Below are 20,519 nucleotides of genomic sequence, written 5' to 3'. Positions count from 1 at the left end.
TCAGTCCCACTCCAGGCCGCCGCGGCGCCACAGGTAGGCGTACGCGACGAACACGGTGAGGACGAACAGGGCCATCTCGACCAGGCCGAAGATGCCGAGCGAGTCGAAGTAGACGGCCCACGGGTAGAGGAAGACGATCTCGATGTCGAAGATGATGAAGAGCATCGCCGTCAGGTAGTACTTCACCGGGAAGCGCCCGCCGCCCGTCGGCTGCGGGGTCGGCTCGATACCGCACTCGTAGGCCTCGAGCTTCGCGCGGTTGTAGCGCTTGGGACCGGTCAGCGCTCCCGCGACGAGGGAGACCACGCCGAACGCGGCGGCGATGCCCCCGAGCACGAGGATCGGCGCGTAGAGGTTCATGCCGCACTGCTCCCTTCCATCGGCCGTTCTCCGTCCGTTTGGCCTGGTCGGATCCGCTCGCTTGTGAGCATGTGACCAGGTTCACAAGCACCCGGAACGGCGCCGATCCTACGCCTCTTCGGATGTGATCTGCGACACGGGCAGAGTTCGATCATGGTGTGATCTTCACCACCTGATGATCGATCAGAAACGATTGCCCGACCGTCGATTTCGACCCAGCGTCCGTATTTGGACACGGAGCGACAGCAGGGCAACCCGATGGATGCCGGATTCGGAAAACGCCATATCACCAGGGAAGTCCGACGATCAAATTTGATCAAGATCGTTTCTGCATGATAGGCGCGCCGAGTGCTCTCACCTGCGGGAACGCCGCGGCGGGGCAGTCCCGCGGAAACGCCGAACGGCCCGTGGGGCACCCCTGTTCGGGCTGCCCCACGGGCCGTTCGCGTGCGGTGGCGGAGAACCGCCGGGTTCGGGCTTCGATCGCTCCGCGTCAGATCCAGCCGTCCAGCGACCGCATGAAGCCGTCGATGTCGTCGCGGTGGATGCAGTGCCCGGCATTCGGGACCACGCGCACGTCGAAGCCGCGCTTCTCCAGTTCGGCGGCCGCCTGAGGAGTGATCGTCAGGCTCGGGTCGCCGATCTGCACGAGCGCCGGGCGGACCGGCGGCACCGGCAGGTAGTCCGCCGGGAAGTTCCGCAGGGCGTCGAAGAACGTGATGTCGAACCGCCCGAAGCCCGCCTCCTCGGCCGCGATGTCCTCGTCCGACCACCGCGGGTTCATCGCGCGGATGCTCTCCGGCGTGGCCTCGGCAACCATCCGCACCATGAAGTCCTTGGTGGCGAACTCCATCTTGCCGAGCAGGAATCCGGGGTCGGAGTAGACCGCGCGGGCCGGCCGCAGCCGCTCGACCGCCAGGGACAGCGCGAGGCCGCCCAGCGAGTGCCCGATCGCGACGTCGGCGCCTTCGGGGAGGTTCTCGACGAGGTCCTCGGCCAGCAGTTCCGGCGTGTACGTGCCGCGCGGGCTGCGGCCGTGGCCGCGCAGGTCCGGGGCGACCACCCGGTAGCCCTGCGCGACCAGGCGCGCGGTGACGGCGTGCCAGGTCCCGTGGTCGGACATGCCGCCGTGAATGACGATCGCGGTGCGGTCGCCGGTGCCCTCTTCGTGGACGTGGAGCTTCATGGGCTTCTCCTTCATCTGTCGGCCGGTGCCCTGCCGAGGCGGTCCGCGCGGTCCGGCGCATCTGCTGAATCGAGTAAGCAGAGCCGTGCCACGATTCTGCTCGCCCGATCGGGGCGAGGCAAGCGGCCGGGCTCGGGACGTGTCCGGCGCGGGCTACCGCAGCCCGGCGAGGACCGTTTCGAACACCGCGAAGGCCTCGCCGCCGAACAGCACGAAGCGGGCCTCCTCGACGGCCGCGCCCGCGGCGCGGACGGTGCCGAGCGCGATGCGGGCGGCATCGTCCACCGGCCAGCCGTAGATCCCCGCGGACACCGCCGGGAAAGCGACCGTGCGCGCCCCCAACTCGTCGGCTACGCGCAGGGATTCGCGGTAGCACGAGGCCAACAGCGCGGACCGGTCCTCGTCCTTCGACCAGACCGGCCCGACGGTGTGGATGACCCACCGCGCGGGCAGGTTGCCCGCGGTGGTGGCCACCGCCCGGCCGGTCGGGAGCCCTCGTCCGTACGTGGCGGCCCGCAGATCGCGGCACGCGTCGAGGATCGCCTTCCCACCCTTTCGGTGGATGGCGCCGTCCACTCCCCCGCCGCCGAGCAGCGAGGAGTTGGCCGCGTTGACGACGGCGTCGACGTGCTCGTCGGTGATGTCGCCTTGGACGAGGGTGATCTCGGTCATGTGAGAACTGTAGGCACCGTGCAGCCTGTCTCGGCTTCCCAGGCGGAGATGGCGCGCAGGGTCGCCTCGGCGAGCTGCCAGGGAGCGGGCAGGTCGTCGAGGTGGTCGCCGATGAAGCCGTCCGAGTAGTCCACGACGACGTCGTCCGGGTCGAGGCAGACGAGGATGCCGATCGTGCGGCCGTCGTCGTCGGTCTCCCGGAACATCTCGTCGGCCAACCCGAGCGAGGCCTCGAACCAGCGCCGGTGGCCCTCCATTTGCCGCCGTCCGGTCACCACGTGCAGGGCGACGTGGCGCCTGAGGCGGGTGTGGCGGAACAACTCCCGGCTGGGCTCTCCCGCGTCCAAGGCGAGCATGGCGCCGCGGCGACGTTCGACGAGGAACCGGGTCAGTGCGGCGTTCACCGCACGCACCAGCGACAGCCGGTCCTCCTCTTGCAGGTCGGCCATGACGTCGCCGAGCAACTCGTCGTAGCCGGGCGGGAGATCCCCCTGGGGCGAATGCGCGTTCATGCGCACACGATGGCGCGCGCCAACCCTTTTTTCGGGGCGATCGGGGAAGGTTCACCCGGGGGATCGAATGGGTGAACCGCTCCGTCGGCAGGGTGCCGCACCGACGCGAGCGGACCCCGGCCGAAGCCGGGGCCCGCTCGCCGGATATCGGTGCGCTGCTTATGCGGCGGGGGCGATCCGCGCCATGCCGTTGATGATCCGGTCCATCGCGTCGCCGCCGCGCGGGTCGGTCAGGTTGGCGAGCATCTTGAGGACGAACTTCATCATCAGCGGGTGCGGCAGCCCGTGCTTGGTCGCGAAGCCCATGACCTTCGGTTCGCCGATCAGCTTCACGAACAGCCGGCCGAGCGTGTAGTAGCCGCCGTAGGTCTGCTTGAGGATGCGCGGGTAGTCGTGCAGCGCGCGCTCCATCCCCGCGGGGGTGTTGCGGGCCAGCGCCTGCGCGATCACCTGCGCGGCGATCTCGCCGGACTCCATCGCGTAGGCGATGCCTTCGCCGTTGAACGGGTTGACCATGCCGCCCGCGTCGCCCACCAGCAGCAGGCCCTTGGTGTAGTGCGGCTGACGGTTGAAGCCCATCGGCAGCGCGGCGCCGCGGATCGGGCCTTCCTGGTTCTCGTCGGTGTAGCCCCACTCTTCGGGCATGCCCGCGACCCACGCCTTGAGCAGCTCGCGGTAGTCGATGTCCTTGAACGAGTCGGACGTGTTCAGCAGGCCCAGGCCCACGTTCGACGTGCCGTCGCCCATGCCGAAGATCCAGCCGTAGCCCGGCAGCAGGGCGTTCTTGCCGTCCCGCCGGTCCCACAGCTCCAGCCACGACTCCAGGTAATCGTCCTCGTGGCGGGGCGATTTGAAGTACGTGCGCACGGCCACGCCCATCGGCCGGTCCTCGCGCCGGTGCAGCCCCATAGCCAGCGACAGGCGCGTCGAGTTGCCGTCCGCGGCGACCACGACCGGGGCGCGGAAGACCTTCTCCTCCTTGCCCGCGCCGACCTTGGCGCGGACGCCGACGACGCGGCCGGTGCGGTCGTCCAGCACCGGGCCGACGACGTTGGTGCGCTCGTGCACCTTCACACCCGCGGACGCGGCCTGCCGGGCGAGGATCTCGTCGAAGTCGGTGCGCTTGCGGACCAGGCCGTAGTTGGGGAACGACGCCAGGTCCGGCCAGTCCATTTCCAGCTTCATGCCGCCGCCGAGGATCCGCAGGCCGCGGTTCGGCAGCCAGCCCGCCTCCGGCGAGATGTCGATGCCCATCGACACCAGCTGCTTGACGGCGCGCGGCGTCAGGCCGTCGCCGCACACCTTCTCGCGCGGGAACGCGGTCTTCTCCAGCAGCAGCACGCTGCGCCCGGCCTTGGCCAAGTGGTACGCGGTCGTCGACCCGGCCGGGCCGGCACCCACGACGATGACGTCCGCTTCGTGGGCGGAATCGGCGGGGCCCTCGCCGGCACGCGCGGTGGACACGGTCTCGGTCAACTCGGCTCTCCTGAGGTGCGCCGGTGGGCAGGCGCCGGACCTGGAATCCGGCTGGGGCAAGTCTAGGCGGGCCCCGGGCCCGTCTCCGACGCGCGGCCGGGGCGGTGCGCCGCCCGCGGGGCCCGGCGGTCAGTTCGCGGCGCTCCCGGCGCCGGTGCGCTTGCGGGCCTTCTGCCGTGTATCGTCCGGGAGTTCCTCGACGTCGACGAGCTTGGGCAGCAGTTCGGGCGCGGTGGTGAGGGCGCGGAACACCGTGCCGATGTCGACGCCGTGTGCCGGGCGGTGCACGATCTCGACGGTGTCGCCCGCGGCGACCTCGCCGGGCTCGACGACGCGCAGGTAGGCGCCGGGCCGCGCCTCTTCGGTGAACCGCTTGATCCAGCCGCGTTCGTCGAGGAAGGCGGCGAACGTCCGGCACGGGATGCGCGGGACGGAGACTTCGAGCAGCGCCGTGCCGACCCGCCAGCGCTCGCCGATCACCGCACCGGTCACGTCGACGCCGACCGTGGTGAGGTTCTCGCCGAACAGGCCGGGCCGGATGTCCGCCCCGATGCGGTCGTCCCAGGACTCCAGGTCCTCCCACGCGAACGCGTAGACCGCCTGGTCGGGGCCGCCGTGGTGGCGCAGGTCGCAGACGTCGTCGCCCGCGACGCCGCTGCCCTCGGCCGGTTCGGCCAGGCGGACCGGCCCGGCGACGGTGCGCTTGTCGATACCGGTGCGCGGGACATCGGAATGCTCGGTGGGGGTCGCCCTACCGACGTTGACCGACTTGAGAACAGACATGGGGCCAACCTACCCAGCGGGCCACGCCGACGGCTCGGGTGTTTCCGCGCGTGGCCGCGCGCCGCCTCAGCGCGAGGCCACCGCCGGGATCTCGCCCGCGTTCGCCCGCACCGGATGCGCCTTGCCCGCCGGGCCGGCACTGAACGCGCGGAAGACGTTCTCGGTGACCTGGGTGGCGAACCGGCGGCCTGCGTCGTCGAGGTACGTGCCGCAGCCGGAGCCGAGCGCGCACACCCACCGCATCGTGCCGGTGGAGAACACCCCGGCCCCCGACGGGACGGTGTAGTACGACGCGTTGGCGTAGTCCGCCTTGCCTTCGCAGGTGACGGGCGAATGGCTGAGCACCTGCAGCGGCGCGGGCGGCGCCGGATCGCGCACGACCCGGTCGTACTCGACCCCGACCAGGCCCTTGTAGGCGCTGCCGCGGCGCGCCCCGGTGCCCGCGAAAACCCAGGCGTCCGCGTCCCACACGACGAACGGCGCGTTGCCGGGGAAGCACTGGTAGTAGGTGCCGGTGAGCTGGTTCTCCGGCCGCGACATCGGCGGCAGCCGCCAGTCCTGGGTGGTCTCGGACGGGTCGTCGGCGCGCATCGGATCCTCCGCGGCCGACTTGTAGCAGACCACCAGGCGCCGCTCGCCGAGCGCGGAGCTTGCGAAGCGGATGTGCCGGTTGACCGCGTTGGCGCCGAGGAACGCGAGGTTGGTGCCCGCGTCGCGGAAGGCGGTGGCGTGGTCGCGCATCGCCGTCGACCAGTACTCGTCGTGGCCGAGCGTGAAGACCGCGGTGGCGCCGTCGAACAGCTTGGGGTCGGCGTCCAGGTCGAGGTCGGTGGCGTAGGAGAGCGGCAGGCCGAGCTTCTCGGCCAGGGACACGGCGGGGAGTTCCTGGTTGAGGTAGAGCGTCGCGCCGGTGCCGTCGTAGGGGCGGTCGAAGCTGACGATGCGGGCGCGGTCGCCGTAGTTCTTGGGGCCGTTGTAGAGGCTGTAGCCGCCCCACAGGTTGTAGGCCTGCCAGGTGGCGACGGCGTTGACGAGCACGGTGCGGCCCTTGGCCTGCGCGCTGTGCACGGTGATCGGCACGTAGGTGCCGAACCCGGCGTCGGAGGTGACCAGCAGCAGGTAGGTGCCCTCCGGCCAGTCCGTCGGGGTGACGGTCAGCGAGGGCTGCCAGTCGGCGTGCACGGTGTTGACGCCGGGGTCGACCTTCGGGGCGGCTTGGCGGGTGCCGGCGACGCGGCCGGACTTCCAGACTTCGCGTCCGCGGGCGCCGCCGTACCAGCCCATGCGGTACGCGGTGACCGTGAAGCCTGGTGCGGTCGTGGAGGCGAACAGCCGGAACGGCGCGCCGGGGCGCACGGCGACCTGGTCGGCGTAGGCGTCCATCGCCCCGGCGGGTCCGGTCTTCAGTCCGGTCTTCCAGGCGTCGGTGCCCGGTTTGGCGTTCTCCGCCGCGACGTCGAACCCGGCCGCGGGCGGGGACGCCGGGTTCGATCCGGTGGACTTCGTCGCGTCGGGCTTCGGCGCGCTGCCGCCGCCCGACGAGCAGGCCGCGCACGCGACGAGCAGCAGCGCGGCGAGGACCGCCGCGGCACGCGCCGTCAGGTGGGGCTCGGTACGGCTTCCTTGCCGCATCGCCGGGTCTCCGCGTCGGATCAGCCGGCGAGCGGCTTGAAGCCGCGGTGCAGGGCGACGATGCCGCCGGTGAGGTCGCGCCAGGCGACCCGCTCCCAGCCGGCGTCCTGCACCAGCGCGGCGAGGGCCGGCTGGTCCGGCCAGTCGCGGATGCTCTCGGCGAGGTAGACGTAGGCGTCGGGGTTGCTGCTCACCCGGGTGGCGATCGGGGGCAGGGCGCGCATGAGGTACTCGTCGTACACCGTGCGGAACGGCCGCCACGTCGGGTGGCTGAATTCGCACACCACGAGCCGGCCGCCGGGGCGGGTCACCCGGAGGAGTTCGGCGAGGCCGGTCTTCGGCTCGTTGATGTTGCGCAGCCCGAAGGAGATGGTGACGGCGTCGAACACGCCGTCCGCGAACGGCAGCCGCATGCCGTCGCCCGCGGTGAACGGCAGCTCGGGGTGGCGGCGCTTGCCGGCCCGGAGCATGCCGAGCGAGAAGTCGCACGGCACGACGGTGGCGCCGGCGTCGCGGAACGGCAGCGAGCTGGTGCCGGTGCCGGCCGCCAGGTCGAGGATCCGCTCGCCGGGGCGGGCGTCGACGGCCCGGGCGACCGCTTTGCGCCAGAACCGGTCCTGTCCGAGGGAGAGGACGGTGTTGGTCACGTCGTACTTCTCCGCCACGCCGTCGAACATCGAGGCGACGTCGCGGGGCTGCTTGTCCAGGGAGGCTCGCGTCACGACACCATCTTCGCCTGTGCGGGGGGCGGCCCCCGACAGCCGGGTCCGGCGTGCCGGGTGGTGACGGGTCCACTACTCACGGGTAGGGGTAGGCGCGTAGGGTCGTCGGCAGGCCCGGCCGTGTCGGGCGGAGGCCGCGAGGAGGCGTGCGGTGAAGACGGGGAAGACCTGGCGAAGCGCGGCGGAGATGCCGGTGCTGGACGGTATGACGGCCGTCGTGACGGGGGCGAACAGCGGCCTCGGGTTCGTCACCGCCCGCGAACTCGCCCGCAAGGGCGCGGTCGTCGTCCTGGCGTGCCGGTCGGCGTCCCGGGCCGCGGAGGCGGTGGAGACGATCGCGGCCGAGGTGCCGGAGGCGAAGGACCGGCTGGAGGTACTGCCACTCGACCTCGCGGACCTGGCGTCGGTGCGGGCCTTCGCGACGGCGTTTTCGGACGCGCACGACGGCCTCGACATCCTCGTCAACAACGCGGGCGTGATGGCACTGCCGGAGCGGCGGACCGCGGACGGCTTCGAAATGCAGATGGGCACGAATCACCTGGGGCATTTCGCTCTTTCGGCCCTGCTGGCCCCGGCGCTGCTCGCCCGTCCGGGTGCCCGGGTGGTCACCGTGTCGAGCGGCATGCACGCGGTCGGCCGGCCGAACCCGGCGGATCTGCGCGGCGAGCACGGCAAGTACCGCAAGTGGAGCGCCTATGGCGCGGCCAAGTCCGCGAACCTGATGTTCACCGCCGAACTCGCCCGCCGGGCGGACGCCGCCGGCGTCGCCTTGCTGAGCCTCGCCGCCCACCCCGGCTACGCGGCCACCAACCTGCAGACCGCCGGCGCCAAGATGACCGGCGACACCCGCCGCGAACGGATCATGGACGCGGCCAACCGCCTCATCGCCACCTCGGCCGAGGCGGGCGCTGTGCCGCAGCTCTACGCGGCCACGGCTCCGGGCGTGGACAACGGCACGTTCTACGGGCCGCGCTTCGCGATGTGGGGACCGCCGGCCGCGACTCCGCGGGCCCCGTGGGTGAAGCACGAATCGGCCAACCGCACCCTGTGGACCGCCTCGGAGGCGGCCACGGGGGTGCGGTGGCCGGAGCCGTTGGGGGATTGATCAGGTGATGAAGATCGAGGTGTCGAGAACGCCGTCGAAGGGTTCGGGGAAGGGGATTTTGTCGCCGAACGCGACGGACGTCTTCCGCAGGTAGGCCTTGTCTTCCGGTTTTGCGAAGAGCGTGACCTCACGGCGGAGCGGGTCGATCAGCAAGTACAGCGGCACGCCTGCGGCGGCGTAGCCGATCGGCTTGTGGATCCGGTCGTCGCGCTGGCTCTGCGAGCCTTTCGACACGACCTCGACGGCCAAGTGGACCGCATCGGGATCGAACTTCCAGCGACCGGGCTCCAGCATCGCCCCCTCGTCAGCCACGACCAGATCCGGGATATAGCCTTCGGCGTCGCCGTCGACTCCTTCAGGAATCCACACGGTCAGCGGGAACGCGGTGGAGAGGGCGCCTTGAGGAAGGTGTGCTTCCAGGAATTCCTTGGTAAGCCGGTGCAGCAGGACATGGTGCAAGCCGACAGACGTCGGTGACATGACGATCGCCCCTCCGATCAGCTCCGCCCGGTATCCCTCCGGCGGGTCGAAGCTGTCGAAGAACGCTTCCATGTCGTCGGTGCGGTGCTCGTCGGTCACGGCGGCCGCCCTCTCCAATGCCAGGGTCATGTCACTCCTTTCAGAGTAGGCAGGGAACGTTGGCGGACCCGAGCTTGGCGAGAATCCACCCGTCGCGTGGCGGAATCGCATGGGATCACTCGTTCGAAGGAGCGCTAACGGCGGTGCACCATGCGCCCCGCCAACACCGTGCCGATACAGCTCCCCGCGCCGTGGGTGATCAGCGCCGCGTAGGGGTCGCCGTCGGTCGGGACGTCGAAGACGGCGAAGTCGGCGCGGGTGTCGGGGCGGAGGGTCCCCGCGTCGGGGAGGCCCAGGGCGGTGGCGCCGCCTACCGTGGCCGCGGTGACGAGGCGTTGGTCGAGGTCGGGGGCGCTGTAGCCCTGGGCACGGGCCAACGCGCGGGCTGCGGCGGCTTCTTCCCACAGGTCGAGGGACGGGGTTTCGGCCAGGGAGCCGGTGCCGAGGGCGAGCGCGGAGTGTTCGGTGAGGAGCGCGGCGACGGGGGCGTCGCCCGCGTCGAGCATCCGGCCGGCGCGTACGCACAGCGCCACCGGGACGGTGCGGTGGCGTAGCAACGCCCGTGCGGCGGCATCGAGTCGGGTGGCGAAGACGGCGTGGGTGTCGGGCCCCAGCAATCCCAGCTCCGCGTGTTCGGGGGCGAGCGCCTGGAGGCGGAGGCCGCGGTCGCGGGCGATTGCGGCGCAATCACTCAGCAGCGGCCCTCCGGACGCCACGCCCGACGCCCGCGCCGAGCCCGCGTCCAGCACGCCGGTGAGCCGCCCTCGCCACGTGTCCGCCTCGCCCGACGGCTCGACGTACGAGATCCCGCCGATTCCCGACCGGGCCACCGGCACCAGGACCGCCGGTTCGGTGACCACGTCCGCGACCGCCGTCGTGCCCGACTTGAGCATCAGGTGGACGCCGCGCCGGGCGCTTTCCTGCCAGCGGGCCTCGGTGTAGCCGGCGCGTTCGCGTTCCACCGCGGCCGACCACGCGGCGAGCGGCAGGCCGGATTCGGCCAGGTTCCCGAAGTCCGTGTACTGCAGCCGCGCGTGCGCGTTGACCAGTCCCGGCGTGAGGATCCCGCGCCACCGCCGCACCCGCGCGCCCGGAAACCGCTCGGCGATCTCGGCCGACTCGCCGACCGCCGCGATCCGGTCCCCGTCGACAGCCACCGCGCCATCGCGCATCGCCGCCCCCGTCATGGCGAGCACGACGGGGGCGGTGTGCAAAGTGAGCGGCATGAGCCCATTGTCGCGGGTCGGACGAGTCGGCCCGCGAGGGCCTAACGGACGATCAGCGGGCCTCGACGATCTTCAGCCCCGGGTGGGCCGTTCCGCCGTCCAGCGCGGTCGACGACAGGTGCGACACGACGCGGTCGTCGACCGGGTCGTTCGCCGGGTCCTCGTGCACCGCGAGGTGGTGGTACGTGGTGTCGCGCTGCGCCGGCACGCGCCCCGCGGCGCGGATCAGGTGGATCAGCTCCATGCGGTTGGAGCGGTGCTTGGCGCCCGCCGACGAGACGACGTTCTCCTCCAGCATGACCGAGCCGAGGTCGTCGGCGCCGTAGTGCAGCGACAGCTGCCCGGCTTCCTTGCCGACCGTCAGCCACGAGCCCTGCAGGTGCGCGACGTTGTCGAAGAACAGCCGGCCGATGGCGATCATCCGCAGGTACTCCAGGATGGTCGCCTGCGTGCGCCCCTTCAGGTGGTTGTTCTCCGGCTGGTAGGTGTACGGGATGAACGCCCGGAACCCGCCCGTGCGGTCCTGCACGTCGCGGATCATCCGCAGGTGCTCGATGCGCTCGGCGTTGGTCTCGCCGGTGCCCATGAGCATCGTGGAGGTCGACTCCAGGCCGAGGCCGTGCGCCGTCTCCATGATCTCCAGCCAGCGCTCGCCGGACTCCTTGAGCGGCGCGATCGCCTGCCGGGCGCGGGCCGGCAGGAGTTCGGCGCCCGCGCCGGCGAACGAGTCGAGGCCGGCCTGCTTGATGCGGGTGATCGCCTCTTCGATCGTGACGCCCGACACCTTGGACATGTGCTCGACCTCGGACGCGCCGAGCGAGTGGATGACCAGCTGCGGGAACTCCGCCTTGATCGCGGAGAACGCGCGCTCGTAGTACTCGACGCCGTAGTCCGGGTGGTGCCCGCCCTGGAACATGATCTGCGTGCCGCCCAGCTCGACGGTCTCCGCGCACCGGCGCAGGATGTCGTCGAGTTCGCGCGACCAGCCCTTCTCGCTCTTCGGCGGCGCGTAGAAGGCGCAGAACTTGCACGCGGTGACGCACACGTTCGTGTAGTTGATGTTCCGCTCGATGATGTACGTCGCGATGTGCTCGGTGCCCGCGTACCGGCGGCGGCGCACCGTGTCGGCGGCCGCGCCGAGCGCGTGCAGGGGCGCGTGGACGTACAGTTCGAGGGCTTCTTCGGCGCTGAGGCGCCCGCCCGCGGCGGCCCGGTCCAGGAGTGCTTGCAGCTCGGACGAGCGTACGGACTCGGCGACAGCGGTCACGGGACCCTCCACGGCGACTTTGGAACCACGACTGAGCCTAACTTGCGGCGGGCTCCGGGTTCGCCGCGGGCACGTCGGAAGTCCGCCCAACGGTCTCGGCAGCCGTCTCGGCGGCGGGCGCGGATGCCGAGCCGGGCGGGATCGCGGGGAGGCCGTCGATGCTCGTGCGGTTCTTCTTCTCGTGGTACGCCTCGACGTCGGCGGCGTCCTTGCCGTCCCAGTAGCTGCGCAGCAGCGGGCGCTCTCCCACGTAGTCCATGAACGGCACCGCGAAGCCGCAGGTGTCGGACACGCGGTGCACGTCGACGCGGACGATCGCCCGGACGCCGGGCGCGGCGGCGTCCGCGCCGAAGTGCGCGGCCAGCTCGTCCCACCGCGGGTCGCCGGGGTAGACGACCTCGCCGCGGCCGTGCAGCCGGACGATGTTCGGCGGGCCGCTGAAGGCGCTCCACATGAGGGTGATGCGGCCGTTCTCGCGCAGGTGCGCGTGCGTTTCGGCGCCGCTGCCGGTCCAGTCCAGGTAGGCGACGGTCCACGCGTCCAGGACCGCGAACGATCCGGCGTGTCCCTTGGGGGACACGTTGACGTGGCCGTCGGCGTCCAGCGGCGCCGTCGCCGTGAAGTACACGGGCTGCTCGAGGATGAACGTCTTCAGTCGTCCCGTGATGCCGTCTGCATGAACTTTGCCCATGGATGCCACTCTGCTCCGGTGTTCATCATGCGGACAAGTGGTTTCCACGATGCGGGACGGCAGTGCGGGCCAGGCCGGCCTAGGCCAGCAGTTCGACCCGCACGTCCGCGGCATACCCGGTGTCGTGCGCGGTCCGCCGGGCGAACTCGGCGATCCCGGTCAGCTGCCGCTCGCCCAGCGAGAAGTCCAGGGCCTCGGCGAAGTAGCGCTCCAGCGTGGACGCGTCGAACGCCTCCCAGCGCGCCGCCTGCTCGGCGACCTTCGTCACCTCGGCCATCGACAGGTCGCGCGACTCCAGGAACGCCCGGTGCACCTCGCGCACCCGCTCCGGATGCGCCGCCAGGAAGTCGCGCCGCGCCGCCCACACCGCGAAGACGAACGGCAGCCCGGTCCACTCCTTCCAAGCCTGTCCCAGGTCGATCACGTGCAGGCCGAGCCGCGGCGCGTCGTGCAGCGAGGCGCGCAGCGCGGCGTCGCCGATCAGCACGCCCGCGTCGGCTTCCTGCATCATCAGCGCCAGATCCGGCGGGCACGTGTAGAACTCGGGCCGCACGCCGAAGCGCTCTTCGAGGAGCAGCCGGGCGAGCCGGACGGACGTCCGCGACGTCGAACCGAGCGCCACTTTCGCGCCGTCGAGCTGCTCCGCGGGGACCTGGCTGACCATGACCACCGACATGACCGGGCCGTCGCTGCCGACCGCGATGTCCGGCAGCACCACGAGGTCGTCGGCGTGCCGCAGGAACTCGACGAGGCTGATCGGGCCGACGTCGAGGTCGCCGCGGACCAGCGCGTCGTTGAGGTTGTCGGGCGTGTCCTTCGTCAGCTCCATGTCGAGGAGGGCGCCGGTGCGCGCCATCGCCCAGTAGAGCGGAAGGCAGTTGAGGAACTGGATGTGGCCGACGCGCGGTCGGCGCGGCTGCGATCCGTTGCCGTTGCGGGCGGCGGCGCCGCCGTCGGCGGAGGTGGCGGGGGCGTGCTCGTCGGCGCGGTCCGGGTCGCGGGGCGCCGTGTCCTTGGTGTCCACCACTTGAGACTATGCCCGGCTCCCGGGGCCGGTCGCGCGGGGCGGGTCCCCCGCACGAGTGTCACCGACTCGCCACAACCTCGCCGCGCCGGTCCCACACAGGGCCGCCGAGCTGGCATTCTCGGTGCCGGGGTGCCCGCGGCCGGAAGGCCGGGCCGGCCGGTCGGACGGCGTGCCGGGCGCGGACGCGTGGCTTCCCGGACCGTGTGACCCCTGATTTACGGAGGCCCCAACATGCATCCCGGTCCCGGGTACCAGCAGGGCGAAGGCGGCATTCCCCCCGGCCCTCCCGGATACCCGCACCCGGGGGGCTATCCCCCGGCGCCGCCGGGGCCGCAGGCGCCTCCGGCCGCGTACCCGCCCGCGCCCGGCGCCTACCAGCCGGCGCCGGGTCCCTTCGACGTCGGACGGCCGGGCAACGGGCCCGCCACGCCGCATGCCGCGCCCGCGGGGGCCGTACCGCCGGCGTCCGTGCCGCCGGGTTCCCCGCCCCCGGGCTCGGTCCCGCCCGGGTCGCTGCCGCCGGGGTCGACGCTGCCCGGCGCGGTGCCCGGGCCCGCCGCGCCCGGCCGTCCTCCGACCGGGCGGCCGCAGTACGCGGTGGTGCGCGGCGTCGTCGCCTTCCTGTGCCTGCTGCTGACGGTGCTGCTGACCATCCCGGCGATCACCGCGGCGTGGCTGAAGAACGACGTCATCTCGGACGACGGGTTCACCGACAACGCGACGCAGCTGATCGAGAAGCGGGCCATCCGCGACGAAATAGCGTCCAGGATCACCAACGAGATCGTCGACCGGGCCGGCATCCCGACCGCCAAGAACCAGGTACTGGCGTCGGTGGACAAGGTGATGGACACCGACGAGTTCCACCGGGTGTGGCGCGAGGGCGTCCGGCAGGCGCACAGCATCGTGGTGGACTCGCTGCTGGGCAAGGACACGGCCGTCACCACGACGGACCCCGACCGGAAGAACGGCACCGAGCTGACGGTGCACGTGGAGACGCCGCTGGAGCCGCTCATCGCCGAGCTGACCCGGCAGGGCGTGCGCGTCGACCGGAGCCGGCTGCCCTCGGACATCCCGGTGCGGCTGGCCGACATCCCGCACTCGGGCCAGGCGCAGGACACCCTCAAGGGCATCGACGACGCGGGCTGGATGATCCCGGGCCTGGCCGCGGCGCTGTGCGCGGTGGGCCTCCTGGTCGCCGTGCGGCGGCTGCGGGCGCTGGCGCTCACCGCGATGGGGGTGGTGGTCGCGTCCGGCGTCCTGCTGGTGGCGGCCAACCTCGCGCGGTCGCCGGTGGTCGACGAGGCCGCCACGAAGGAACTGGGCACCGACGCGACGGGGGCGGTGTACGACGTGTTCACCGAAACCCTGGTCGGCTACTCGTGGATCGTCCTGATCGGCGGGGTCGTCGCGCTGGCGGGCGCGGGCATCGCGGGCGCGGTGCTGCGGACGCGGCGGAGGACTGCCTGACCGCTTCGGCCGACGAGTACGAGCGGACGGATTCGAGCCGACGAGTACCAGTTGACGAGTGCCCGTCGACGAACGAAGGCCGCCGCCGGGGATACCGGCGGTGGCCTTCGTCTGTGCCGAAGTCCCGGTGTGCGCCGAGTCGGCCGACGGGGGCTCAGGGGCCGGTCTGCCCGGGCCGGACCCACACGTTGCGGAGGCGCCCGTCGGGCGGCCTGAGGGTGAACATGACGCCGAAGCCGTGCTTGCCGTGGAACGCGTTGGAGGCCTCGTTGCGCGGCTCGGCGACCACCGCGGCGACCACCGGAGTCGTCGTCCACCGGTCGAGGACATGGCGGTAGAGCAGCGATCCGACGCCGTTGCCGGCGGCCTCGCGCGACACGCACACCTGCTTGACGACCAGGATGCCGCCGAGTTCGTCGGCGACGTGCCGGTTGAGCCATTCGTCCGCGCCGAAGTGGCGGTTGGCGTATGCCAGGACGAAACCGACGACGTTGCCGTCTTCCACCGCCACCTGGAAGTACTCGTGCGCGGACAGCCGGGCACGGTAGACCGTTTCGTCATAGGCGGAGACCAGGAAGCCCTCGCGACGTGCGACCGCCTCGTCGAGCTCGTCCAGGCTGCGCGACTTCGCCAGCGCCGCGATGTCCGTCAGATGCTCTTCGCCGGCTTGCAGGATCTCCATACGCCGTACGCGCTCCATTTCACCAGGGCCGCCCCTCCGGAACGGCCGGACTGCGTCGCGGACGCCGAACGCACGACCGGTCCGACGAAACGATTCCGCTCGGTCACGGTAGGGAACGCGGCTCCGGAGGTCACGGAACGGCCAGTCCGCGAAGCCCGCACGGGCCGATTCCCGAGCGAGATCGCCGGGGGCACCCGCGGGCCCGGAGGCGCTGGTACACGCCGTGCGCTGCCGGGAGGTGCCGCACGTGCGCGCGGCGGGCCGCGGGCCGCGGGCCGCGGGCCGCGGGCCGCGGGCACAGCACAGACGGCCGCCCGGTCGGCCCGGGCGGCCGTCGTGGTCCGACTATGGAGCGGACGGTGTGTCCGCGTGTGTGTCCGCGTGCGTGTCCGTCAGGCGGGCTTGATGGGCGTACGGCCCTTGGTGCCATCCCACTTGGAGCCGTCCTGGGGCGTCAGCCGGTCGTGGGACGTGGCCACCACGGTGAAGGCATCGGCCAGCACACGCTCGGTGCCGTCGGCCGACTTCACCACCACGTTCCAGGAACCGAACGCCGCCCCGGTCAAGTTCACCGTGCCGGTCGACGAAGTCCCGTCCAAGGCGGCCCCGGTGACGGTGACCGGAAGGTCGGCCTGGCCCGTGCGGGTGAGGCGGACGGTGTCGGTGCGCTGGAGCACCGTTCCGGTGAGGGTGAGGGTGGCGGTGGAGTTGCGGGGCGCGGTGTTGGGGGACACGGCGGTCAGTTTGAGGACGTCGCTGCCGCATTGGGTGACGCGGCACACGGCCTCGACCCGGTACGGCACCGCTGCATCGTTCGTGCCTTCCACGATCAGCAGTGCATAGCCCTGGGCGGGCGTGCCGTCGATGCGGCAGCGGAAGATCTGGTCGCCGGAGCCCGTGCAGGCGTTCTTCGCGTCGCCCCGGAGCAGGAGGGTCGGCCATGGCCGCGACTGCCCGGTTCCGGTGTCGACCGACGTCAGGTCGAAGGAGTCCTGCGCCTTGACGGGCACCACGACGCAGTCGGCCGGGTGGTCGGGGCCGACCGTCCCGGTCAGGGTGAACCCGTGCTGCGACACGATCTTCTGGCACTCGGGCGGCGGACCTGCCGCGGTCGCCGTCCGCCAGACGCTCAGGCGCACCGGGCCGGCCGGCAGCGCGGTGCCCACCGTCGGCACGGTGACCACGCGGTAGTCGGAAGCACCGCCGAAGGCGCACGGGAAGGCGCAGCCCGAACCGGTCATCGAGCCTGGGGCACCCGGCGCCCCGAACACCGCGGCCGTTACTCCCGATCCGGACGGAACGGCGGCGCGGAACTCGTCGGTCGAGGCGCCGGTGACCCGGACGCACGCCGCGGCGGTTGCGGAACCGAACGTCAGCGCGGTCGGTTTGCCGCCCACCATGGTCCCCGTCGGCACGCACCCGGCGGCCGCAGCGGTCACGTCGCGGCGCACCACGTGGAACTCCGCGTCCGAAGCCGGGCCGCGCACGATCACCGTCGCGGTGCCGGCCGCCAGTTTGCAGGACACGGCGCCGGAACGGGTCTCGCCCGTCGTGCAGCCGCCGACGACCGAAAGGACGCCGCGGTCGAGCGTGCTGCCTTGTACCTCCGCGAACTGGAACAGCTCTTCCGCGGCATGGGCGTTCGCCGGAACGGTGAAGCAGCGAAGGGGGTGGCTCGCGTCGAACCGCGCGCTCGCCCCGATGTCGGTGCCGAAGCCGTCCTGGCCCAATTCCGGGCAGCCGACGGGCTGGTCGAGCCGGAACACCGACACGGCGTAGGGGGCGACGGTGCCCGAGACCAGGAGACGGTACGGCGCGGGCCCGGTCAGGCGGCAGTTGGTCAACGGGCCGTCACATGCGGCGGCCCCGTCGGCGTTCAGGACCTCGAACGAGTCGGCAAGTGCCGCGTCGACGAGCTTGAGCACCGGCTTCGCCACGAGCAGCGTGGCGCCCGTCGGCGACGGCAGTTGCAGACAGGCCTGCGCGCCCGGCGCGAGGCTGCCCCGGTTGACCGGGTCCACGGCGCCCTGGTCGGACGCCGGGACACAGCCCGCGGTGGACTTCATGTCCACGAACGCGACCGTGGTCGACTTCGGGTGGCCTTCGACGAACGCCGTGTAGCGGCCCACAGCGTCGAAGACGCAGATACCCGCGGCAGGGCACAGTGTCGAACCGTCCACGCGCAGCACCGGTGCCCCGACCCGGTACGGGCCGGGAGCGGGCACCTGCAGCACGCGACACGGCACGGCGCTCTGCGACGCGCCGGTGCCGAAGGCCTGCGGGCCGATCTCCGGGCAGCCGACGGGGTCGGAGAGCCGGCGGATGCGGAGGGCGTACGGGCCGACGTAGTGGTAGGTGCTGGAGGAGATCATCCGGTAGGGGCCGGCGCCTTGCAGCACGCACCCGTACGGGTACCCGTCGGAGGCACATGCGTCCGCGCCGGTCGGGCCGACGATCCGGTAGCCGCCGGTGGTGGTGTCGTTGTCCGCCGTGTCCACCAGGATCCGCGCGCCCGGTGGAGCGTCGAGGCGGCGGCAGTCCACCTGGTCTTCGGTGGCGAACCGGCCTGTGGTCGGCGGCTGATCGAACCCGGTCGCGACGGCGGGGAGGCACCCGTCAGTGGTCGCGTACGACCGGGCCGCGATGTCGTAGGCGGCGGCGTAGGTCGCGTTGCCTTCGAGGACGAGCGTGTAGGTGCCCGCGGCCGGGAGCGCGCACGAGACGTACGCGGACTTGGCGCAGACGACCTGGTCGTCGGCCGTGGTCACGGTCTTCTGCACGGCGGTGTCGTCGTTGGCGACGACGAGGACGCCGGCCGGGGCGGTGACGCGGTAGCAGGCGGTCTGACGGTAGGTCAGCGAGCCGGTGGCGTGGGCGTCGCCGGCGGGGCCGTAGGGGGCGAGCGGGAGGACCGCGCAGTCGGCGGCGTCCGCGGCGGCTTGAACGCCCGGCGTTTGCGGCGGGGTTGCCGGGGAGCCGGTGGGGGTCGATGCGGTGCCGGTCGGCGCGGTCTTCGGGTCCGCGGCGGAGACAGTAGCCGTGGGTGTCGTCGGGGCACTCGGGTCCGCGGCCGACGCCTCGACCGGAACGATCAAAGCGGTGGCCAGGACCGTCACCGCAGCGAAACGTATCCTCAGGCGTGCGGCGCGAGATCCCAAGCCGAAACGGGCGTGCTTGAACATGTGCAGAACGGTCCTACCCGAACCCCATCAGGCCGTCTCGACACGGCCGATGCCCCCCCTGCCGCCCGCCGCGGGGCCGAAAACCGCCTGCACACACGGCGGCAGGGCAAGTTATCAGGGAGAAGCGCCACTTGGACAGCACTTCTCGGCCACACGATGATTCGTGACCGCGCTCACCCCCGCTTCTTGCGCCGCTGCGCGAACGCCACCGCACCGAGCAGCAGGACCAGGGCACCGGCGGCGGCGTAGCGGAGCGGCCTGCGGGGGTGGCCGGCGGACCCGGCTCGGGCCTGCGGGCGGTTCGCGTCCGGACCGGAGGTGGTCACGGGCCGCGGTACCAGGCCCGCTTTGCGCCCGCTTGCTCCGCGTCCGTGCCGTCCGCAGATAGTGGAGCAGCGCGGTCATGACTCGGCGGCGCCCGGACGCGTAGACCGCAGGTTCGCCAAACCAGCGGCAGAGACTGGGGTCCGGGTCGTAGACGGCCGCGGCCATCAACGGAGCAAGGAACTCCTCGAGGAGGCTGTCGCGTTCCAGCAAGGGCTTGCTCACGGCACAAGTGTCCGGGGGCTGGTGCCACTCCTCAAGCCTGAGAATCAGCGGGATGTCCGCGGGGATCCTGGCACGGACCTCGTCGGTGTCGGCCAGAAGCAGTGCGCGGTGCTCTGGCACCAGGGAGCGGAACACTGATTCCAACGGCGCCCCTTGAGCCGCATTCACATGGATCGCACGGCCGCGGACCACGATCGGTACGCCAGCCTGGAAGTGCTCCGCGTCGCCTTCGTCCTCAACCTCTTCCATGTTGTCCACACGATCCAGGAGTCGTCATTGTCCAAGCCGTCGTCACCGTGGGTAAGGCAATTGCCGAAGAAGTGCACCTTGTCGATCAGATTGCCGCCGCGCGGGTTGTATCCCAGCAGCTCGACAACCCACGCCCACCTATCCGTGTCGGCGAACAGGTGCATCCGGACATCAACGGGGTAGTAGTAGCCATTCATCAGGTCGGGGAACGACCCGCAGTCGTAGGCGAGATCGAACCGACCGAGGATCGAGGACACGGTTTTCACGGGCGTGATCATACGAACGACTCACTCAGACGAAGCAGCATCGACCCCCCACGACACACAGCGCCGATGCAGGCCCTACACGAGGCCGGGGCCGCCGGGCCGGATGACCGTCGGAGGCTGCGTGGTGGTGTCGTTCAGCGATGCGTGCGGGGCAACGTGAGCGAGCGCGGCAGCCAAACGGTGCATGTCGATGCGGAGGCCGGTGAGGCCGATGCTCGCGTTCGCCAACGGTCCTGCCAGGTCCCGGTTGATCTGACGCACCCGGGCAGAGCGATGCATGAGCAGGTCCCGCGGTCCCTGCGGAGTCACGACGCCCAGCATCCGATGCCGGCCGCGGTGCTCCCACTCCCACAGGACCAGGCCCGCCACGTCGGACCACGGCACCAGCGTGCCCGAACCGCGGTGGGCGAACGGCCCCGTGCCGAGGAACACCCCGGCAGCGTCCGCCCGAAACGCGACTGCGCGGCGGCCTGCCCCGACAGCCACGACAGCGAGCACGGCGCCGCAGACCACCCACACGCCGACAGCCAAACCCAGCGGCACCGTCGGGGAGAAGGCGCCTGCGATCAGCGCCGCAGGCACCCCGGCGCACACCGCCAACCACGGCGTCCACCCGAAGCGCACCTCGTACACGCCGACGACGTCCTTCACCGCGCTCATCCTTTCTCGCAACGCACGAAGCAGCCCCGCTCCCCACGACACGAAGGGAAACGGGGCCGCTTGCGGTGTGCCTGTCAGACGGAGACCGGCTCCCGACGGTGAACCGCTCCGGGTCTGATGGAGGCTCGATTCCCTGAGAGGATCGAGTCATGGCGCGTCCGTCCCCCTACCCTGCTGAGCTTCGTGAGCGTGCGGTGCGCATGGTCGCGGAGGTTCGCCCCAACTA

19 protein-coding genes and 1 pseudogene are annotated in these 20,519 nt (G+C 71.6%); 2 read left to right on the top strand and 18 right to left on the bottom strand.

Going from position 1 to position 20,519, the window contains the following annotated elements:
* From ABEA93_RS29830 to ABEA93_RS29795, 8 genes are all read right to left on the bottom strand, one after another.
* A complete protein-coding gene (locus tag ABEA93_RS29830) occupies positions 1–360 on the bottom strand; it encodes an NADH-quinone oxidoreductase subunit A (protein ID WP_345678944.1) in 360 nt (119 codons plus the stop codon).
* A 493-nt stretch (positions 361–853) separates the two neighbouring features.
* The gene (locus ABEA93_RS29825; protein WP_345678943.1) at positions 854–1,546 is read right to left on the bottom strand and encodes an alpha/beta fold hydrolase; all 693 of its coding nucleotides are present in this window, start codon (positions 1,544–1,546) and stop codon (positions 854–856) included.
* Positions 1,547–1,699: 153 nt separating this feature from the next.
* Positions 1,700–2,218, bottom strand: a complete 519-nt coding sequence (locus ABEA93_RS29820; RefSeq protein WP_345678942.1) for an O-acetyl-ADP-ribose deacetylase — start codon at positions 2,216–2,218, stop codon at positions 1,700–1,702.
* Entirely contained in the window at positions 2,215–2,730 is a 516-nt protein-coding gene (locus ABEA93_RS29815) for a hypothetical protein (RefSeq protein ID WP_345678941.1), read from the bottom strand. Before ABEA93_RS29815 ends, ABEA93_RS29820 begins: the two co-directional genes overlap by 4 nt.
* Positions 2,731–2,889: 159 nt before the next feature.
* Complete coding sequence (locus tag ABEA93_RS29810) at positions 2,890–4,206, bottom strand: geranylgeranyl reductase family protein (RefSeq protein ID WP_345678940.1); 1,317 nt, start codon at positions 4,204–4,206, stop codon at positions 2,890–2,892.
* Between the two features lie 129 nt (positions 4,207–4,335).
* Complete coding sequence (locus ABEA93_RS29805) at positions 4,336–4,989, bottom strand: MOSC domain-containing protein (protein WP_345678939.1); 654 nt, start codon at positions 4,987–4,989, stop codon at positions 4,336–4,338.
* 66 nt (positions 4,990–5,055) lie between these two features.
* Positions 5,056–6,621: a N,N-dimethylformamidase beta subunit family domain-containing protein gene (locus ABEA93_RS29800; RefSeq protein ID WP_345678938.1), complete on the bottom strand. Its 1,566-nt coding sequence runs from the start codon at positions 6,619–6,621 to the stop codon at positions 5,056–5,058.
* A gap of 20 nt (positions 6,622–6,641) precedes the next feature.
* A complete protein-coding gene (locus ABEA93_RS29795) occupies positions 6,642–7,343 on the bottom strand; it encodes a demethylmenaquinone methyltransferase (RefSeq protein ID WP_345678937.1) in 702 nt (233 codons plus the stop codon).
* A gap of 151 nt (positions 7,344–7,494) precedes the next feature.
* Here ABEA93_RS29795 and ABEA93_RS29790 point away from each other — a divergent pair, with 151 nt between their 5' ends.
* Entirely contained in the window at positions 7,495–8,448 is a 954-nt protein-coding gene (locus ABEA93_RS29790; RefSeq protein ID WP_345678936.1) for an oxidoreductase, read from the top strand.
* Here ABEA93_RS29790 and ABEA93_RS29785 read toward each other — a convergent pair whose 3' ends face one another.
* The 5 genes from ABEA93_RS29785 to ABEA93_RS29765 all read right to left on the bottom strand — a co-directional run bounded on the left by ABEA93_RS29785 (position 8,449) and on the right by ABEA93_RS29765 (position 13,103).
* Positions 8,449–9,027: a Uma2 family endonuclease gene (locus ABEA93_RS29785; RefSeq protein ID WP_345678935.1), complete on the bottom strand. Its 579-nt coding sequence runs from the start codon at positions 9,025–9,027 to the stop codon at positions 8,449–8,451. It lies immediately after the preceding gene.
* 134 nt (positions 9,028–9,161) lie between these two features.
* Entirely contained in the window at positions 9,162–10,253 is a 1,092-nt protein-coding gene (locus tag ABEA93_RS29780) for an amidohydrolase family protein (protein WP_425585154.1), read from the bottom strand.
* Positions 10,254–10,305: 52 nt separating this feature from the next.
* The gene (mqnC, locus tag ABEA93_RS29775; protein ID WP_345678934.1) at positions 10,306–11,520 is read right to left on the bottom strand and encodes a cyclic dehypoxanthinyl futalosine synthase; all 1,215 of its coding nucleotides are present in this window, start codon (positions 11,518–11,520) and stop codon (positions 10,306–10,308) included.
* A 37-nt stretch (positions 11,521–11,557) separates the two neighbouring features.
* A complete protein-coding gene (locus tag ABEA93_RS29770; RefSeq protein WP_345678933.1) occupies positions 11,558–12,211 on the bottom strand; it encodes a pyridoxamine 5'-phosphate oxidase family protein in 654 nt (217 codons plus the stop codon).
* A gap of 79 nt (positions 12,212–12,290) precedes the next feature.
* Positions 12,291–13,103, bottom strand: coding sequence for a menaquinone biosynthetic enzyme MqnA/MqnD family protein (locus ABEA93_RS29765; RefSeq protein ID WP_345679027.1), 813 nt, complete (start codon positions 13,101–13,103; stop codon positions 12,291–12,293).
* Positions 13,104–13,469: 366 nt separating this feature from the next.
* On the opposite strand from ABEA93_RS29765, the gene ABEA93_RS29760 reads away from it, so the two are divergent.
* Entirely contained in the window at positions 13,470–14,705 is a 1,236-nt protein-coding gene (locus ABEA93_RS29760) for a hypothetical protein (protein WP_345678932.1), read from the top strand.
* Positions 14,706–14,859: 154 nt separating this feature from the next.
* Here the strand turns inward: ABEA93_RS29760 and ABEA93_RS29755 are convergent, their stop codons facing one another.
* From ABEA93_RS29755 to ABEA93_RS29735, 5 genes and pseudogenes are all read right to left on the bottom strand, one after another.
* Positions 14,860–15,387, bottom strand: a complete 528-nt coding sequence (locus tag ABEA93_RS29755) for a GNAT family N-acetyltransferase (protein WP_345678931.1) — start codon at positions 15,385–15,387, stop codon at positions 14,860–14,862.
* Between the two features lie 392 nt (positions 15,388–15,779).
* Positions 15,780–18,503, bottom strand: coding sequence for a hypothetical protein (locus ABEA93_RS29750; RefSeq protein WP_345678930.1), 2,724 nt, complete (start codon positions 18,501–18,503; stop codon positions 15,780–15,782).
* Between the two features lie 239 nt (positions 18,504–18,742).
* Positions 18,743–18,895 carry a hypothetical protein gene (locus ABEA93_RS29745; RefSeq protein ID WP_345678929.1) on the bottom strand — a complete coding sequence of 51 codons (153 nt, stop codon included), beginning with the start codon at positions 18,893–18,895 and terminating at the stop codon, positions 18,743–18,745.
* Between the two features lie 295 nt (positions 18,896–19,190).
* Positions 19,191–19,564 (bottom strand): annotated as a pseudogene (locus ABEA93_RS29740) (DUF7003 family protein); the annotation flags it as partial.
* 144 nt (positions 19,565–19,708) lie between these two features.
* Entirely contained in the window at positions 19,709–20,284 is a 576-nt protein-coding gene (locus ABEA93_RS29735) for a hypothetical protein (protein ID WP_345678927.1), read from the bottom strand.
* Between the last annotated feature and the right edge of the window lie 235 nt (positions 20,285–20,519).

Source organism: Yinghuangia aomiensis (assembly GCF_039542225.1).
Classification (GTDB): domain Bacteria; phylum Actinomycetota; class Actinomycetes; order Streptomycetales; family Streptomycetaceae; genus Yinghuangia; species Yinghuangia aomiensis.
Note: the sequence above shows the minus strand (reverse complement) of the source record. Positions and strands in the feature narration are given on the sequence as shown.

Excerpts from the sequence above, each read along its gene's own strand:
- ABEA93_RS29830 (WP_345678944.1), bottom strand. The coding sequence starts at position 360 with ATGAACCTCTACGCGCCGATCCTCGTGCTCGGGGGCATCGCCGCCGCG.
- ABEA93_RS29825 (WP_345678943.1), bottom strand. The coding sequence starts at position 1,546 with ATGAAGCTCCACGTCCACGAAGAGGGCACCGGCGACCGCACCGCGATC.
- ABEA93_RS29820 (WP_345678942.1), bottom strand. The coding sequence starts at position 2,218 with ATGACCGAGATCACCCTCGTCCAAGGCGACATCACCGACGAGCACGTC.
- ABEA93_RS29815 (WP_345678941.1), bottom strand. The coding sequence starts at position 2,730 with ATGAACGCGCATTCGCCCCAGGGGGATCTCCCGCCCGGCTACGACGAG.
- ABEA93_RS29805 (WP_345678939.1), bottom strand. The coding sequence starts at position 4,989 with ATGTCTGTTCTCAAGTCGGTCAACGTCGGTAGGGCGACCCCCACCGAG.
- ABEA93_RS29800 (WP_345678938.1), bottom strand. The coding sequence starts at position 6,621 with ATGCGGCAAGGAAGCCGTACCGAGCCCCACCTGACGGCGCGTGCCGCG.
- ABEA93_RS29780 (WP_425585154.1), bottom strand. The coding sequence starts at position 10,253 with ATGCCGCTCACTTTGCACACCGCCCCCGTCGTGCTCGCCATGACGGGG.
- ABEA93_RS29770 (WP_345678933.1), bottom strand. The coding sequence starts at position 12,211 with ATGGGCAAAGTTCATGCAGACGGCATCACGGGACGACTGAAGACGTTC.
- ABEA93_RS29760 (WP_345678932.1), top strand. The coding sequence starts at position 13,470 with ATGCATCCCGGTCCCGGGTACCAGCAGGGCGAAGGCGGCATTCCCCCC.
- ABEA93_RS29755 (WP_345678931.1), bottom strand. The coding sequence starts at position 15,387 with ATGGAGATCCTGCAAGCCGGCGAAGAGCATCTGACGGACATCGCGGCG.